This window comes from Sorangium sp. So ce327, from assembly GCF_051530205.1.
GTDB lineage: Bacteria > Myxococcota_A > Polyangia > Polyangiales > Polyangiaceae > Sorangium > Sorangium cellulosum_B.
Genome location: NZ_CP150330.1, coordinates 762,226 through 778,001, shown reverse-complemented (window position 1 = coordinate 778,001; position 15,776 = coordinate 762,226). Strand labels below are relative to the sequence as shown.

The following is a 15,776-nucleotide window of genomic DNA, read 5'->3' as shown; positions in this document are numbered from 1 at the left end:
CGTCTCCAAGAATCCGCTCGTACTGAAGAACTCGGCAAACTGCCCACTATACCTTTTCTGTTTTGCTGCAGGAAACCCGAAGGGCGCCCCCATCGCCCTGAAGATTGCGAACCATCTGCGGCGGACGATGTGACATGGCTCTCAGCTCTGGAATCGAGTGGACCGAATCCACATGGAACCCGGTAACTGGCTGCGACAAGATCAGCCCTGGCTGCAAACACTGCTACGCCGAGCGCATGGCCGAACGGCTTCAGGCCATGGGGCAGCCGAATTACAAGCATGGTTTCGAGCTCACGCTACAGCCGCAGATGCTCGAGCTTCCCCTCCGGTGGAAGAGGCCGCAAACCATCTTCGTCAACTCGATGAGCGACCTCCTTCACGGGGACGTCCCACTCGAGTATATCCGTCGCATCTTCGACGTGATGCAGCGTGCCCACTGGCACTGCTTCCAGGTGCTGACGAAGCGCTCAGAGAGGCTCGCCGAGCTTTCGGGCAAGCTCCCATGGCCTGAGAACGTGTGGATGGGCGTAAGCGTCGAGAACGAAAAATACGTCCTCCGCATCGACCACCTGCGGGCGACGGGTGCGAAGGTGAAGTTCCTCTCGCTCGAGCCGCTGCTGGGGCCGCTGGCGAACCTGGATCTATCGCACATGGATTGGGTGATCGTCGGGGGTGAGTCGGGGCCCAGGTCGCGGGCGATGGATCCCGCCTGGGTCGTCGACATCCGGAACCAGTGTGGTCAGGCTGGCGTGCCGTTCTTCTTCAAGCAGTGGGGGGGAAGAACAAGAAAAGAGCAGGACGTGACCTCGAGGGAAGGACGTGGGATGAAATGCCGAGGAGGCACTTGCGCGTCGTTGCGTAGCTGGTGGGCAATGCCCCGATCCAGGTTGGCGTATCCCGCCATCGGGCAACCCTCAGCGATGCGAGTGCGCGCTTCGGGCTCGGTCCCCTTCTGTGGCTGCAGCGGCTCTTCCGTGGCCGCGGCGGCTCGGGACGCCCCCCTTCTTCTCCCACGCGTCCAGACGGTGAGCGCCGGGGTGGGGGTGTGCGCGGCAGCGCGCGGGGGGCGCGCTGGAGCACCGAACGAGGTGCCATAAGGTCCCAGCCAGCTCCACGTCCCAGGCGCGCCTTGTGTGGCGCGCAACGAAACGTCTCAGAGGGCAAGGCCCGAAGTGAGACATGCCGGGCGGTGTTTCATGCGCAAGCTCCCCCGCCCCCGTCTTGGCGGATGGCCAGCGCCCCCCGCGCGCTGCCGCGCACACCCCCACCCCGGCGCGTGCCCCCCGGATCCCCCGTCAGTCCTCCCGGGACCAGGGCATCAACCCGGTCGCCAGGCACTTCACCGCCGCCGCCAGCTCGATCGGCTCGATCGGCTTGGGCACGTGCATCTGGTAGCCGGCCGCGAGCGCCCGCACCCGGTCCTCGGTCCGCGCGTACGGCGTCAGCGCCAGCGCCGGCGTGCGCCCCACCTTGCGCGGCAGCAGATCCCGCACCCGCCGGATCAGCGAGTACCCGTCCTCCCCCGGCATCCCGATGTCGACAACGAGCAGCGCCGGCTCCGACGTCTCCAGCAGCTTGAGCGCCTCGTTGCTGGACGTCGCCGTGCTGACCTCGGCCCCGCAGCGCCGAAGCACCGCCGAGAGCATCGCCAGCGTATCGGGATCGTCGTCCGCGATGAGCACCCGCACCCCGGTGAGCCGCGGGAACGGGTTGCGCGGATCCGGCGCGATGCCCGCGTTCGTGAGCGCCGTCGCGGTCGCGCCCGTCGAGAGCGGCAGCTGCACCGTGCACGTCGTCCCGCGCCCGGGGCCGGCACTCGTCACGCGCACCATGCCGCCGTGCAGCCCGACGATGTGCCGCACGATCGACAGGCCCAGCCCGAGCCCCCCGTGCCGGCGCGCGCCGCTGTTGTCCTCCTGCCGGAAGCGCTCGAAGACGTGCGGGAGCGAGTCCGCCGAGATGCCCTCGCCGTCGTCGATCACCTTCACCTCGGCGAAGCGCTCGTCCTGCGAGAGCTGCACCTGCACGAGCCCCCCGGGGCGCGCGAACTTCACCGCGTTCGAGAGCAGGTGCCACACGACCTGCTGCAGCCGCGCAGGGTCGCCCTCGACGAACACCCCCTCCGGATCGAGCCTCGTCTCGATCGCCACGCCCTTGCCCGCGGCCGACGGGAGGATCGACTCGACCGCCGTCTGCACCGGCAGCGTCAGCTCCACCGCGAGCCGCTCGATCTTCAGCGTGCCCGTCACGACCTGCGACGCGTCGAGCAGCTCGTCGATCAGCGTCACCTGGTGCTCGGCGTTGCGCTCGACCGCCGACAGCGCCCGCGTCTCCGCGACCCGATCGAGCGAGCCCGCCTGCATCATCCTCGCCCAGCCGAGGATCGCGTTGAGCGGCGTCCGCAGCTCGTGCGACACCGTCCCGAGGAACTCGTCCTTCAGCCGGTTCGCGTCCTGCACCTCGCGGTACAGGCGCGCGTTGTCGAGCGCGAGCGCGGCCCGGTGCGCCACCTCCTCCGCGAAGGCGACGTCGGACCGCTCGAAGAACCGGCCCGACTCCGACGACACGAGCGAGATCGCGCCGAGGATGCGCCCGCGCGCCCGGAGCGCCACCACGAGGTACGAGAGCGGCGCGAGCGTCCGGTTGGCCGTGGCCTCCTCGCTCGTCATCGCCTCGTGCAGCAGCACGTCCCCGCGGACGTCCGCGTAGAGCTCCGACCGCCCCGTGCGCAGCACGCGCGCCACCGGGCCCGGCTCGCCGTCGACCCGGCTCGGATGGAAGTAACGGAGCAGCGGCTCCTTCAGCGGGCTCACGTGCGCGGCCGCGACGTGGCGCAGGCCGAGGCCGTCGTCGATGTCGACGAGGCAGAAATCGGCGAGCACCGGCAGGACGAGCCGCGCGAGCGACTGGAGCGTGGCCGTGAAGTCCAGCGACGCGGCCAGCGCCGTGCTGAGCTCGGCCAGGAACGCGAACCGCCGCGCCGCCTCCTCGGCCTCGGCCCGCGCCGCCTGCACCCGGATCAGCCGGGCGCGCTCCTCCTCGGCCCGCTTGCGATCGGTGATGTCGCGGTGGATGCCGACGAGGAACAGCGGGCGGCCCTCCTGGTCGTGGACCGCGTACGCCGTGATCTCGATCGGCACCTCGGAGCCGTCGCGCCGCACGCACGGGACCTCGCCGACGAAGGTGCGCGCGTCCTCGATCTGCTGGAGGATCCGGGCCGTGCTCTCCTCGCGGACGTCCTCGCGGTGGAGGAGCGCCATGCTCTTGCCGACGATCTCCTCGGACAGGTAGCCGAAGATCGACTCGGCCTCGCCCATCCAGTACCGGATGTTGCCCTCGACGTCCGTGACGAGGATGGCCTCGGGCATCTGCTTCAGCACCTCGTGCGAGAGGTGCATGGCCTCCTCCGTCTGCAGCGCGGAGAGGCGCGCCCGCTCGAGCGCCTGCGCGCTCTGCTGGACCAGCGCGAGCATGAACGCCCGGTCGTCCTCGGTGAACGACTGCGGCGCCGAGAAGCCGAACCCGACGGCGCCGAGCACGCGCCCCTCGAGGAAGAGCGGGATCGCGGCGTACGCGCGCTCGCCCGTCGCGACGCAGCACGACGCGAAGCCCGGCTCGAACTCGCCGAAGCGCCCCTCCGACTCGAGGAAGATCGGCTGCCGCTCCCGGACCGCGCGCGCGAGCGGCAGCTCCGCGCCGAGGTCGAAGCTCTTGAAGCGCGCGATCTGCGCCTCGAGGTAGCCCGTCGAGCGCACCGTCTCGAGCTCGCCGCCGAGCCCGGCGCGCAGCGCCACCACGCCGGTCATCGCCCCGGCGGCCGCGACGACGTCGCTCGCGAGCACGCGGAGCACCGCGGGCGGCGTGATCGCGTCGGACAGCGCGGCCGTCACCGCGAAGAGCCACGCGGCCCGGTCCGCGCTCCGCTCCGCGGCGTGGCGCGCCTCCTCCGCCTTCCGGTAGAGATAGGCGTTGTCGAGCGCCAGCGCCACGCGGTGCGCGAGCTCGGCCGCGAGCACGAGATCGTCCGCGGAGTAGATGCGGTTCGACTCCGAGACGCCGAACGACAGCACGCCGAGCTTGCGGCCGCGCGCGATGAGCGGCACCGCCATCGCCGACCGCGTGCCGAGCTGCTCCAGCGCGGCGGCGCGCTCGGCGGCCTCGTCGCTCTTGTCGCGATCGAGCTCGTGCAAGAGCTCGGACTCGCCGCTGTGCAGCACCTTGGCGATGCCGAGGCGCTCCTCGGCGTCGGGCGAGATCGCGCGCAGGAGCCCCTCGCGCTCGGGGTTCACGTGCTTCGCGGCGACGCGGCAGAACCGCCGCCGCGTCGCGCCCGCCTGGCCCGCGCGATCGGAGCCCGCCGGGTCGGAGTCCGCGGCGCGATGGCGCCGGGCCGCGTAGATGCCCGCCACGGGCGCCGGGTCGATCCCCTCCGGCCCGGCCACGAACGTGGAACCGCCGTCCGACGACGGCGGCGGCGGCGGCACAGAGCCGACCAGGCCCATGGCGTCCGCGGCGCCACGCTCGATGAGATCGACCGTGCACCAGTCCGCCAGGTAGGGCACCGACAGACGCGCGAGCCGCTCGAGGATCGTATGAGGGTCAAGCGATCCGGTGAGCTGCTCGCTCGCGTCCGCCAGGAACATCAGCTCATTATGGATCGCCCCTCCGCGGGGCGGCTTCAGGACCTGCCATGCCATGGCGGTCTCGCTAGGGTTGCCTTCACGCTCCATGGGGTCGCCGGCGGCCCGCATCGTAGCGAGGGCCGATCGCAGAAGCCAGCGGCGCAGGAGAGAGCGCGGCGCCTAACCGTCTGCGGCGAGCCGCGCGCGGGCGCGGCGGACGAGCGCCTGGACGGCGCGGTGCGATTCGTCGCGCACCTCGCCGACGTCCTGGCCTACCGTGGCGATGGGCGCGCCGACCTCGAGCGCCACCGGGATACGTCGCGCACGGCTCACCCGGGCCATGTGCGCCGTGAACGACTCGTCGACGTAGGAGGACTCGGCGCCGCCGTACACGAGCCCCACAGGGACGATCTCCGCGCCAACGCGGCACGCCGCGGTGAAGCCGCCCGCACGGAACGGCCGCACCTCATCTCCGGAGAACGTGGTCCCTTCGGGGTAGACCATCACACCACGGCCGCCCTTGAGCGCGGAGGACATCGCCTGGACGACCGCAGAGCCGCTGCGCTTGCTGGAACGGTCCACGAAGAGCGTTCCGACGCGGCGCGCCGCCATGCCGATGACCGGCCATCCAGCGAGGTCGGCCCGGCTCACGACCGTGGCCTCGAAGAAGGCGAGCGTGATCATGATGTCGAGCGCGGAGCGGTGGTTCATCACGAACAGCCGGCCGAGCCCGGCTGCGTCGCGCCCAGGGCAGTACCCGGCGCCCTCCGGATCGGCCGCGCCGGCGGAGCGCCCCGCCGCGAGCTCCCCCTGGAAGAGGCCGCCCGCGCGCACGTCGAGCCCGTAGAGCTTCAGGAGCGCGCGCCCATACCGGCGCATCCATGTGTGGAGGACCACTTCGCGGTCGGCCGCGGGCGAGATCGCGGTGTCGACCTCGAGCAGGCCGTACATGCCGAAGGTGAGGCCGACGAAGCCGGCCGTGCGGAGAGGGAAGCGGAGGGCGTCGAGGGGACGAGCGCTGACCATGCGTCGGATGTCCTGCCCGCTCGGGGCGATCGTGGAACCAGGGCTTCAGCGAGGCGGAGGCGCCGGGCGCGCCCCGGCTCGCGCGGCGAGAGCGCCTCCCGACGGCACCCTATTTCACGCTTGCGCTCGGAAAAAGCCCCGTCACCCGCCCGTGGCGGGAGCTCCGTCGAGCAGCCGCTTCAGCACGTCGTTCACGACGGCCGGGTTCGCGCTGCCCCCCGTCTTCTTCATGATCTGGCCCACGAAGAAGCCGAACAGCGCGGTCTTGCCGGCGCGGTACGCCGCCGCCTGCTTCTCGTTCGCGGCGATGACCGACGCGGCGACCGCCTCGATCGCGCCCGCGTCGCTCATCACGGCCATGCCCTTGTCGCGGACGATGTCGCCGGGCGCCCGGTCCGTGCCGGCCATCGCCGTGTACACCTCCTTGGCCTGCTTGCCGCTGATCGCGCCCTCGTCCACGAGGCGGAGCAGCGCGGCCACCTGGCCGGGGGCGACAGGGAACGCCGCGGAGAGCCCCGTCGTCCGGGTGTCGCGCAGCACCTCGCCCTGGACGAAGTTCGCGACCTTCACGGCGTCGCCGTGGAGGCGCGCGGCCTCCTCGAAGAACGCGGCGATCTGCGGGTGGCCGGTCAGGACCGACGCCGCGTACGGGGTGAGGCCGAGCGACTCGGTGAAGCGGCGCCGCTTCTCGACCGGCGGCTCCGGGAGCGCGCCGCGCACGTCGGCGAGGAACGCCTCGTCCACGACGAGCGGCGGCAGATCCGGCTCGGGGAAGTAGCGGTAGCCGGACTCGTTCTCCTTGTCGCGGAGGAGGTACGTCTCCTTCTTCTCGGCGTTGTACCCGCGGGTCTGCTGCCGGACGCGGCCGCCCTGCTCGATGAGCGCGATCTGCCGCCGGATCTCGAGATCGATCGCCTCGGCGACGAAGCGGAACGAGTTGATGTTCTTGAGCTCCGTCCGCGTGCCGAGCTTCGTCTCCCCCACCTTGCGGACCGAGACGTTGGCGTCGCAGCGGAAGCTGCCCTGCTCGAGGTTGCCGTCGTTCACGCCGATGAACATCAGGATCTCGCGCAGCCGCTTCAGGTACTCGGCCGCCTCCGCGCCCGAGCGGAGGTCGGGCTCACCGACGATCTCGATGAGCGGCGTGCCGGCGCGGTTGAGATCGACGACCGACAGGCCGCCGATGCCGTGGACGTTCTTGCCGGCGTCCTCCTCCATGTGGACGCGCGTGATCCCCGCGCGCGTCTTGCCCGCCTCGGTCTCGATCTCGAGCTGGCCGCGCAGCGCGAGCGGCCGATCGAACTGGCTGATCTGGAAGCCCTTCGGCAGGTCGGGGTAGAAGTAGTTCTTCCTCGCGAAGACGCTGCTCTCCTGCACGGTGCAGCCGAGCGCGAGCGCCGCGCTCACCGCCATCCGGACCGCCTCGCGGTTCAGGACCGGGAGCGCCCCCGGGAGACCGAGGCAGACCGGACACGTGTGCGTGTTCGGCGGATCGCCGAAGCTGGTCGCGCAGCCACAGAACGCCTTGGTCCGGGTGAGGAGCTGCGCGTGGACCTCGAGCCCGATGACCGCCTCGAAGGAGCCGTACGTCGTCGCCATGACCCGCCCTTCTAGCAGAACCTCGGCCGGACGAGAGGCGAGATGCCCGGGCTCCACCGCGCGCGCCAGGCGGCGCAACGACACGGCCTACCGGGGGAGGAAGACCTGCTCAGTGATCCGCGTGGTCGCGCGAGAGGCCGGGGTGCGTCGGGTCGCCCGGCTCGTGGCGCGTGTTCGCCGTCAGCCGCGAGCCCGAGCGGTCGGAGAGGCTCATGAGGAGATCGCGCCGGTAGATGAACTGCTCGCGCGAATCGTAGGGCACCGCGTGGAGGCCGGTGTCCATCCGGATGGCGTCGACGGGGCACGCCTCGACGCAGAAGCCGCAGAAGACGCAGCGGAGCTCGTCGATGACGAAGCTGCTCGGGTACCGCTCGTAGCCCTTCCGCCGATCGCCGTCGGGGTACTCGGCCGGCTCGATCGCGATGCACTGCGCCGGGCACGCCGTCGAGCAGCAGAGGCACGCGACGCAGCGGGGCGAGTTGTCCTCGCGCAGCGTGAGCCGGTGGATGCCCCGGAAGCGCTCCGGGTAGGGGCGCTTCTCCTCGGGGTAGCTGATCGTCGTGACGCCCGGCTCGAGCGCGTGCAGCACCGGGTCGGGCTTCTGGCCAAGCACCATCTCCTTCGTGTTCTTGAAGAAGTGCTTCATCGTGATCCCCAGGCCCTTGACCATCTCGGGGATGTAGGCCTGGACGTCGGCGCTCCGGGTCGGGCGCGGGATCGGCTTGCCGGCGACCGGCCTTCCGGCCGGCTTCGTCCACGTGGTGCTGGGGGTAGCTCTCGCCATGAGATCCTCCTCTACGCCTGCTGCGGCGACGCCTTGGTGCCCCCCGCCGCGGCAGCGAACCGGGACGAGGTGGAGTTGACGGTGCGCTGGCGCTCGACCGGCTCGAGCAGGCCGGCGATCAGCGCCACGACCGCCGCGAACCCGCCCAGGGCGACGATCGCGTGGGTGACGTCCGCCGCGACCTGGAGACCGCCGACGAGCCCCGCGGGCGCCGAGTCGACGGCCAGCACGACGATGCCCGTGACCATCATGTTGACGATCGTGAGCGGCAGGAGCTTCGTCCACCCGAGCCGCATCACCTGGTCGTAACGGAAGCGCGGCAGCGTCCAGCGGAAGAAGACCTGCACCCACGCCATGAGGATCGTCTTGCCGAAGAACGCCAGCACGTAGGTCAGGCTCACGGCGAAGTGGGTCATCTTGTACTGGAAGAGCGTCGCGTCGCCGAAGGCGATGTTGATGCCGTCGCGGTCCAGGAACGGCAGGTGGTAGCCGCCGAAGAAGAGCGTGACGAGGAGCGCGCTCGACGTGATGAGCTCGACGTACTCGCCCGTCATGAACATGCCGAACTTCATCCCGGAGTACTCGACGAAGTAGCCGGCGACGATCTCGCTCTCGCCCTCGGGCTGATCGAACGGGATGCGCTTCGTCTCGGCCGCGAGGGCCGCGAGGAACAGGATGAACGCGAGCGGCTGGACGAAGATCCCCCACGTGTGCTCGGCCTGCCACTGCACCATGTCGCCGAGCCGGACGCTGCCGTAGATGATGAAGAGGCCGACGACGCTGAGGCCCATCGCGACCTCGTAGCTGACCATCTGGCTCGCGGCGCGCAGGCCGCCGAGCAGCGAGAACTTGTTGTCGCTCGCCCAGCCGGCGAGCGCGGCGCCGATGATGCCGGTGCCCGCCATCGCGAAGATGTAGAGGATGCCGACGTTGAGGTCCGCGACCTGGAGGTTCACGACGTGGCCGCCGCACGTGAGCGCCTGGTCGACCGTCCGCTTGAGCAGCGGGAGGTCCCCGAAGCCGAAGACCCCGTCGCCGTTGTCCTCGAAGCAGAGCTTGTCGCCGAACGGGATGACCGCGAACGTCACGAGCGCCGGGAACATCGCGAGCAGCGGCGCGAGCGAGTGGAGGAGCCGGTCGGCGTTCTTCGGGATGAAGTCCTCCTTCCAGATCATCTTGATCGCGTCGGCCGCGGCGTGGAGCGTGCCGAGGAGCCGCAGCGGGATCTTGCCCTCGGGCACGCGCAGCGCGGCGTACGCGCCCGTGACGAGCAGCAGCGCGCCGAGCAGCACGCACGCGATCCGCGCGACGACGGGCGCCGCCGAGAGCGGGACCGCCTGCGTCAGGAAGAAGACCGCGACGTGGGCCATGACGCCCCCGTAGAAGATGTTGCGGGGCTCGACGCGGGCGAGCGCCTCTTCCGCCGGGTTGATCGGGCCGCCGCTGCGGGCCGACGCGCAGAACACGATCAGCCCGAGCCAGGCCACGGCCACCGCGAACTGCGCGGCGGCCACCATCGTCTCGGCCGCGGCCGGCGCGGACGCCGCGCGCGTCGCCGTGAACACGGACAGCGCCGCGAGCAGCGCCGGGGGGAAGAACACGATGCCCCGCACGACCAGGGACGGCAGGTAGACGACCGCCCGGTTCGGGCCGACGCGGTCCTGCACCATCGCGCCCTGGCGCCGGTCGGCCCAGGTGGCGATCGCCGCCATGTTCAGCAGGAACATGACGACGATGAGGATCTTGACGATCGCGAGAACGAGCTCGACGCTGGTCATGCCGTGGCCTCCGTCTTCTTCGGCTCGACCCGCGCGCCGTCGGCGATGGCGGGCGCAGCGCCGAGCGCCGCGGTGGGAGCGGCTGCCCCACCAAGCGCCGCGCCGGGCGGCATCGCGCGGCGGAGCTCGGCCAGGGTCTTCCACCCGGTCTCGTACCCGAGCGCGCGCCCGAGCCGGCCGATGAGCTCCCAGGCAGGGCGCGCGTCGCCGTGCGGGAGCAGCGCCCGCTCGCTCCGCTGCGCCAGGCCCTTGCCGTTCACGTACGTCCCCTCGGCCTCGGCCCAGGAGCACGCCGGCAGCGCGACGCGCGCGGCCTTCGCGAGCGGCCCCTCGTGGGCGGCGATCGTCACCACCCCCTTCAGCCGCGAGAACGCCCGCTGCGCCTCGCCCGCGTCGACCTCGAGGTCCGACCCGAGGGCGACAACGTACGCGTACTGCCCGGACGCGATCCCCTGGATCAGCTCCGCGACCGGGCGCGGCGGGGTCGCCGCCGCGATCTGCACGGCGCCGCGGGTGTTCGGGTTCTTGTCCTCGCTGATGAGGATGTCGTCGCCCTGGCCGAGCGGCTTGCCCGACACGAAGAAGTCGGTCGCGCCGAGGTACGTCGTGGCGAGGTGGTAGAGCGCGAAGTTGTCCTCGTTCGAGTGCTGCGCCGACAGGACGATCGCGACCTTCGCCGGGTCGTCGCCGTGGCCGGCGAGCTGCTCCTTGGCCGCGGCGAGCGCGTCGTCGACGCTCGCGTCGTCGTTGCCGACGAGCGCCGTGAGCAGCCGTCCATCGACCGCGTGCCGGTACGAGAGCATGCCCTCGTCGCACATCCAGTACGTGTTGACCGCCATGTTCTCGCGGGGGCGGTGCCGGTACGGCGTGTTGTTGCGCGGATCGTAGTCGAGGTAGGCGTTGCAGCCCGTCGCGCAGCCCTGGCAGACGGTCCGGGCGCTGCGGAGGAACCAGACGCGCGCCTTGAACCGGAAGTCGCGCGACGTGAGCGCGCCGACCGGGCAGACGTGCTCGGTCATGAGCGTGTAGTTGTGGTCGAGCTCGCGCCCCGGCGAGACCGTGATCTCCCCGAGGTTGCCGCGCTCGCGGACGGAGAGCACCGGATCCCGGGCGAGCTCGTTGCAGACGCGGATGCACCGCGTGCAGACGATGCAGCGCTCGGCGTCGTACACGATGGTCGGGCCGAAGGTGACCGCCTTCGGCTTGTGCACCGGCTCCTGCCGCATCCGCTTGCCCTTGCGCTGGTGCTCCAGCCAGTAGTCCTGGAGGCGGCACTCGCCGGCCTGATCGCAGATCGGGCAGTCGACCGGGTGGTTCAGCAGCAAAAGCTCCTGCACCGCCGAGCGCGCCTCGGCCACGTGGTCGCTGTTGTCGGACAGGACCTCCATGCCGTTCGCGCAGGCCATCTGACAGGACGGCTGGAGCTTCGGCTTCGCCGCCGGCACGTAGTCCTGCTTCGCCGCGTCCCAGCGGAGGATGTCGAGGCTCATCGCCGGCCGCCCCGGCGGCGGCAGCACCTCGACCAGGCACATCCGGCAGTTGGCGGCGACGCTGAGGCCCGGGTGCCAGCAGTAATGGGGGATGTCGATCCCGGCGCGGTGCGCCGCGCGGATGATCGTGTCACCGCTCTCGAAGGGGATCTCCCTTCCGTCGATCTTGATCGTAGGCATCGTGCTCTCGATTCCCGGCGGGGCCGCGGAGGGCCCTTGCTTTCCTAAGTCGATGACGGGAGCGCTCCTCGCGCCGTCGCTAGTGGTCGCACTCCCCGCCGATCATGTTGAGGGAGCCGAAGGTCGGCACGACGTCGGGGATCATCAGCCCGGTGATGAGCTGGGAGAGCCCCTGCGTCGTGGCGAAGCACGGCGGGCGGATGCGCACGCGGTACGGCGTGCCGCTGCCGTCGGACACGAGGTAGAAGCCGAGCTCGCCGTTGCCGGCCTCGGTGTACGAGTAACACTCGCCCGCGGGCACCTTGATGCCCTCCATGACGATCTTGAAGTGCTGGATGGTCGCCTCGATGGTCGTGTAGACCTCCTCCTTCGGCGGCAGCACGATGCGCGGATCGTCGATGTTGATGGGCCCCTCGTCGGGCATCTGCTCGAGCGCCTGCTCGATGATCCTCCCCGCCTGGCGGATCTCCTCCTGGCGGCACATGAACCGATCGTAGTTGTCGCCCCGCGTGCCGACCGGCACGTCGAAGTCGAAGCGGTCGTAGACCATGTACGGGTTCGCCCGGCGCACGTCGTAGGGCACGCCGGTCGCCCGGAGCACGACGCCCGTCCAGCCGAGCGCGAGCGCGTCCTCCTGCGAGATCTGCCCGACGCCGTCGAGGCGATCGAGGAAGATGCGGTTCTTGAGGATGAGCTTCTCGGCGTCGTTGATGAGCGCGAGCACGCGCTCGAGGCCCACGCGGACCATCGCCTTGAAGTCGGCCGTGGGCGGCCGCGCCATGCCGCCGACGCGGCCGAAGCTGTGCGTCAGGCGCGCCCCCGTCTCCTCCTCGAAGATCTCCCAGAAGATCTCGCGCGCGCGGCACAGGTAGAGGAACGGCGTGAAGGCGCCGAGCTCCATGGCCATGGCGCCGCTGCAGATCATGTGATCGCAGATGCGCGCCATCTCGCCGAGGATCACGCGGTAGTACTGGCAGCGCTCGGGGACCGTGACGCCGAGCATCTTCTCGACCGCCAGCGCGAAGCCGACGTTGTTGAGCATCGGCGAGACGTAGTTGAGCCGGTCGACGTACGGGAAGACCTGCGACCACGTGCCGCGCTCGCACATCTTCTCGAAGCCGCGGTGCAGGTAGCCGATCTGCACGTCGGCCTTGTTGATCGTCTCACCGGACAGCTCGAGCACGATGCGCACCGTGCCGTGCATCGCCGGGTGGGACGGCCCCATGTTGAGGAGCATCGGCTCGCTCGGTAGGTCGAGCTCCGCCTCGTCCAGCTCGCGATCCAGGGGTTCCATGGGTCAGCTCCGCTCCTCCAGCGCGCCCGCGCGCCTGCCGTTGCTCACGGCCTCGTCTCCGTCGATCGACGCCCCGGGGCCACTCCGCGCGAAGTCGTGCGACTGGCGGCCGAAGCTCATGCCCTCGTCGGGGCCGAACGGCGGCAGCTTGCCGGTGTTCGGCACGTCCCGGAACGGGATGAGCGGCTGGATGCGGTTGGCCGGGTAGTCCTTGCGCAGGGGGTGCCCCTCGAACTCCGGGTACATCAGGAGGCGCCGGAGATCCGGGTGCCCCTTGAAGACGATGCCGAGCAGGTCGTAGCACTCGCGCTCGAACCAGTTCGCGCCCTTCCACACCGGGACGATCGAGTCGATCTCGGCGCCGTTGCCCTCCTCGTCGCCGACGCGCGCCTTGATCCGGATGCGGTGGTTGCGCTCGAGCGACCGCAGGTGGCAGACCACCTCGAAGCGGGGCACGTCGCCGCGCCAGAGGTAGTCGACCGCCGTCAGGTCGACGAACATGTTCATCAGGGTCCGCGGGTCGTTGCGGAGGAACAGGGCGGCGTCGCGCCACACGGCGGGATCGAGCACCGCCGTGTCGTCGCCGAACTGCGAGTGCGTCTCCAGGACGGCGCCCGGGAACTGCGCCGTGAGGAGCTCTAGGACCTTCTTGCTCATGGCAGGCTCCGCTCCTTGCGCTGGAGGGTGACCAGGTGCTCCGTCGTCTGCGCCGGGTCCTCGCGCGGCTTGACGATCGCCGGCGTGCGATCGCCGCGCGCGATCTTGTCCTGGAGCAGCATGAGGCCGTCGAGCACCGCCTCGGGGCGCGGCGGACAGCCGGGCACGTAGACGTCGCAGGGGATGACCTTGTCGATGCCGGCGACGGTCGTGTAGTTGTCGTAGAAGCCGCCGCACGAGGCGCACGTGCCGAAGGCGAGCACCCACTTCGGGTCCGCCATCTGCTCGTAGATGCGGCGGAGCGCCGGCGCCTGGCGCTGGCTGATGGTCCCCACCACCCAGAGCAGGTCGGCCTGGCGCGGCGAGAAGCGCGGCACCTCGGCGCCGAACCGCGCCATGTCGAAGCGCGGGCTCGCCATCGCCATGTACTCCATGCCGCAGCAGGCCGTCACGAACGGGTACTGGAACAGCGAGTACTTCTTCGCCCAGTTCAGCAGCGCGTCCACGCGCGTGGTCGCGAAGCCGTGCTCGGAGCCCTCCATCACCCGCGTCGAGGGCCCACCGGCCTTCACTTCTCCCATTCCAGAGCTCCCTTCTTCCACACGTACACGAGCGCCACGACGAGCAGCGCGACGAACGAGCTCATCGTCGCGAGGCCCGTCCACCCGAGGGTGCGGAACTGGACCGACCACGGGTAGATGAGCACCGCCTCGATGTCGAACACGACAAAGAGGATCGCCGTCAGGTAGAACTTCACGCTCGGCTTGACGAACCGCCCGCCCGTCGAGTCGCTGCCGCACTCGTACGGGATCATCTTCTCGGGCGTCGGGTTCCTCGGGCCGAGCAGCGACGTCAGCGTGAACATCGCGAGCGCGATGATCGCGGCGACGAGAAACAGCAGGAACAGGGGGATGTAGGTGGCCATCGAGAGAGCACTCCTACGCGTCGACCCCTGGAGGGGTCGACCATCTCGCCGAGGCGCGCGGCGTCTCGGGGCGAGACCTCGGGGCCCACGGCCCCGAACCATGCAGTCCAAAAAGGTGAGAGCGACGCGGCGATGCTGCCTGAAGCAGCAAAAATCCGAGCGATCCCGGCTTAATCCGCGCCGGATCTAGTCGGCCGCCGCGGGGGTGTCAATGGAGGCGGTCGGCCAACCGGTGGACCGCGATCCTAGGAGCGGTTCGCGGCCAGGACCAGCCCTCGCCACGCGGTGAGCGCCGTCCCCAGGCTGGCCTCGATCTCCCGGATCTCCTCCACCATGTCGGCGTCCGCCACGCCCACGCTCCGCGCTTCGCGGACGCAGGCGAGGGCGGCGACGAACTTCTTGCGCTGCACGAACGCCCGCGCGAGCAGCGGCCAGATCTGCTTCGGCGGGGCGCCGAGGTTGGCGGCGCGCCGGAGGGGGCCGATGGCCTCGCCGGCCCGGCCGTCCTCGAGCATGGCCTCGCCCAGCCGGCGGAAGATGTCGCCGGCCGCGGCCCCGTCGTGCGCATACTGGACGGCGAGGCGCATGACCTCCTCGCCCTGGTGCTCCTCGCCGAGCTTGACGCACGCGGTGCCGAGGAGGCCGAGGCCCTTGGCGATCAGGCTGCGGGCGTCCGGCGTGAGCATCTGCCCCTCGGGCGTGCGCAGGAAGATCGCGAGCGGGGCCGGCCAGGTGCCGAGCAGCTGGATCACCTTCGGGAAGTCGCCGCGCTGCGAGGCGACCTCGGCCTCGGCGACCTTCGTGAGATCGATGGCGGAGCGCGCGCCGGCCGAGGCGCGCTCGAGCTCGTCGCGCACGTGCGAGCGGATGCGGGCGCGGAACTCGTTGAGCTCGTGGGTCTCCTCGATGCCGTCGCGCAGGAGGAGGAGGCGCGAGGTCTTCCCCTCGACGGCGAGCTTGCGGAGGCTGTAGCCGTAGAGCGGGGCGAGCAGCAGGTAGCGGACCCCGATGTGGAGCTGGATGCCCTCGAGGTCGGTGTCCCGCTCGGGCGCGGGCGGCGTCGTGTCCTCCGTGAGGAGGGCGCCGACGAGGCGGTGGCGGAAGTCCGCGAGCGTGAGCCGCTGGACGTCGCCGTCGATGTCCTCCTCGCCCGGCGGCGCGATAACGAAGTCGACCAGGGTGTTGTCCGGGTTGCGGCGGTCGACGGTCAGCGCCGTGATGCGGGCGCCCGTAATCATCGAGAAGGCAAAGAACGCCTCGCCCACGATCTCGCAGAGCGCCTGGAAGCTGCCGATGCCGTCGCCTATGCGCTCGAACCAGCCGTCGGTCCGAACGGCATCGAGGGAGAACACGCGTTCCTTTGGCATGGTTCGACCCGGATCACAGGGGCGCGTCCCGGACGACGGGCGCAAGTCCCAAGG

11 protein-coding genes and 1 pseudogene are annotated in these 15,776 nt (G+C 70.6%); 1 reads left to right on the top strand and 11 read right to left on the bottom strand.

What is annotated here, in order from left to right; translation table 11 throughout:
- The first annotated feature begins 134 nt into the window (after window positions 1–134).
- A pseudogene (locus WME95_RS02850) lies at window positions 135–862 on the top strand (DUF5131 family protein).
- 433 nt (window positions 863–1,295) lie between these two features.
- Here WME95_RS02850 and WME95_RS02845 read toward each other — a convergent pair.
- The 11 genes from WME95_RS02845 to WME95_RS02795 all read right to left on the bottom strand — a co-directional run bounded on the left by WME95_RS02845 (window position 1,296) and on the right by WME95_RS02795 (window position 15,707).
- Window positions 1,296–4,697, bottom strand: a complete 3,402-nt coding sequence (locus tag WME95_RS02845) for a GAF domain-containing protein (protein WP_437906888.1) — start codon at window positions 4,695–4,697, stop codon at window positions 1,296–1,298.
- 105 nt (window positions 4,698–4,802) lie between these two features.
- A complete protein-coding gene (locus WME95_RS02840) occupies window positions 4,803–5,648 on the bottom strand; it encodes a lysophospholipid acyltransferase family protein (protein ID WP_437906887.1) in 846 nt (281 codons plus the stop codon).
- Between the two features lie 141 nt (window positions 5,649–5,789).
- Entirely contained in the window at window positions 5,790–7,247 is a 1,458-nt protein-coding gene (gene gatB, locus WME95_RS02835) for an Asp-tRNA(Asn)/Glu-tRNA(Gln) amidotransferase subunit GatB (protein ID WP_437906886.1), read from the bottom strand.
- A 109-nt stretch (window positions 7,248–7,356) separates the two neighbouring features.
- A complete protein-coding gene (locus WME95_RS02830; protein ID WP_437549280.1) occupies window positions 7,357–8,031 on the bottom strand; it encodes a NuoI/complex I 23 kDa subunit family protein in 675 nt (224 codons plus the stop codon).
- Between the two features lie 11 nt (window positions 8,032–8,042).
- Window positions 8,043–9,809: a complex I subunit 1/NuoH family protein gene (locus WME95_RS02825; RefSeq protein ID WP_437906885.1), complete on the bottom strand. Its 1,767-nt coding sequence runs from the start codon at window positions 9,807–9,809 to the stop codon at window positions 8,043–8,045.
- A complete protein-coding gene (locus WME95_RS02820; RefSeq protein WP_437549276.1) occupies window positions 9,806–11,479 on the bottom strand; it encodes a 2Fe-2S iron-sulfur cluster-binding protein in 1,674 nt (557 codons plus the stop codon). Before WME95_RS02820 ends, WME95_RS02825 begins: the two co-directional genes overlap by 4 nt.
- A 79-nt stretch (window positions 11,480–11,558) precedes the next feature.
- On the bottom strand, window positions 11,559–12,773 hold the full coding sequence (locus WME95_RS02815) for an NADH-quinone oxidoreductase subunit D (RefSeq protein WP_437549275.1): 1,215 nt from the start codon (window positions 12,771–12,773) through the stop codon (window positions 11,559–11,561).
- 3 nt (window positions 12,774–12,776) lie between these two features.
- Window positions 12,777–13,430, bottom strand: coding sequence for an NADH-quinone oxidoreductase subunit C (locus WME95_RS02810; protein WP_437549273.1), 654 nt, complete (start codon window positions 13,428–13,430; stop codon window positions 12,777–12,779).
- On the bottom strand, window positions 13,427–13,972 hold the full coding sequence (locus WME95_RS02805) for an NADH-quinone oxidoreductase subunit B (protein WP_437301525.1): 546 nt from the start codon (window positions 13,970–13,972) through the stop codon (window positions 13,427–13,429). Before WME95_RS02805 ends, WME95_RS02810 begins: the two co-directional genes overlap by 4 nt.
- Window positions 13,973–13,998: 26 nt before the next feature.
- Complete coding sequence (locus WME95_RS02800; RefSeq protein WP_437297602.1) at window positions 13,999–14,355, bottom strand: NADH-quinone oxidoreductase subunit A; 357 nt, start codon at window positions 14,353–14,355, stop codon at window positions 13,999–14,001.
- A 245-nt stretch (window positions 14,356–14,600) separates the two neighbouring features.
- Complete coding sequence (locus tag WME95_RS02795) at window positions 14,601–15,707, bottom strand: hypothetical protein (RefSeq protein WP_157907453.1); 1,107 nt, start codon at window positions 15,705–15,707, stop codon at window positions 14,601–14,603.
- Between the last annotated feature and the right edge of the window lie 69 nt (window positions 15,708–15,776).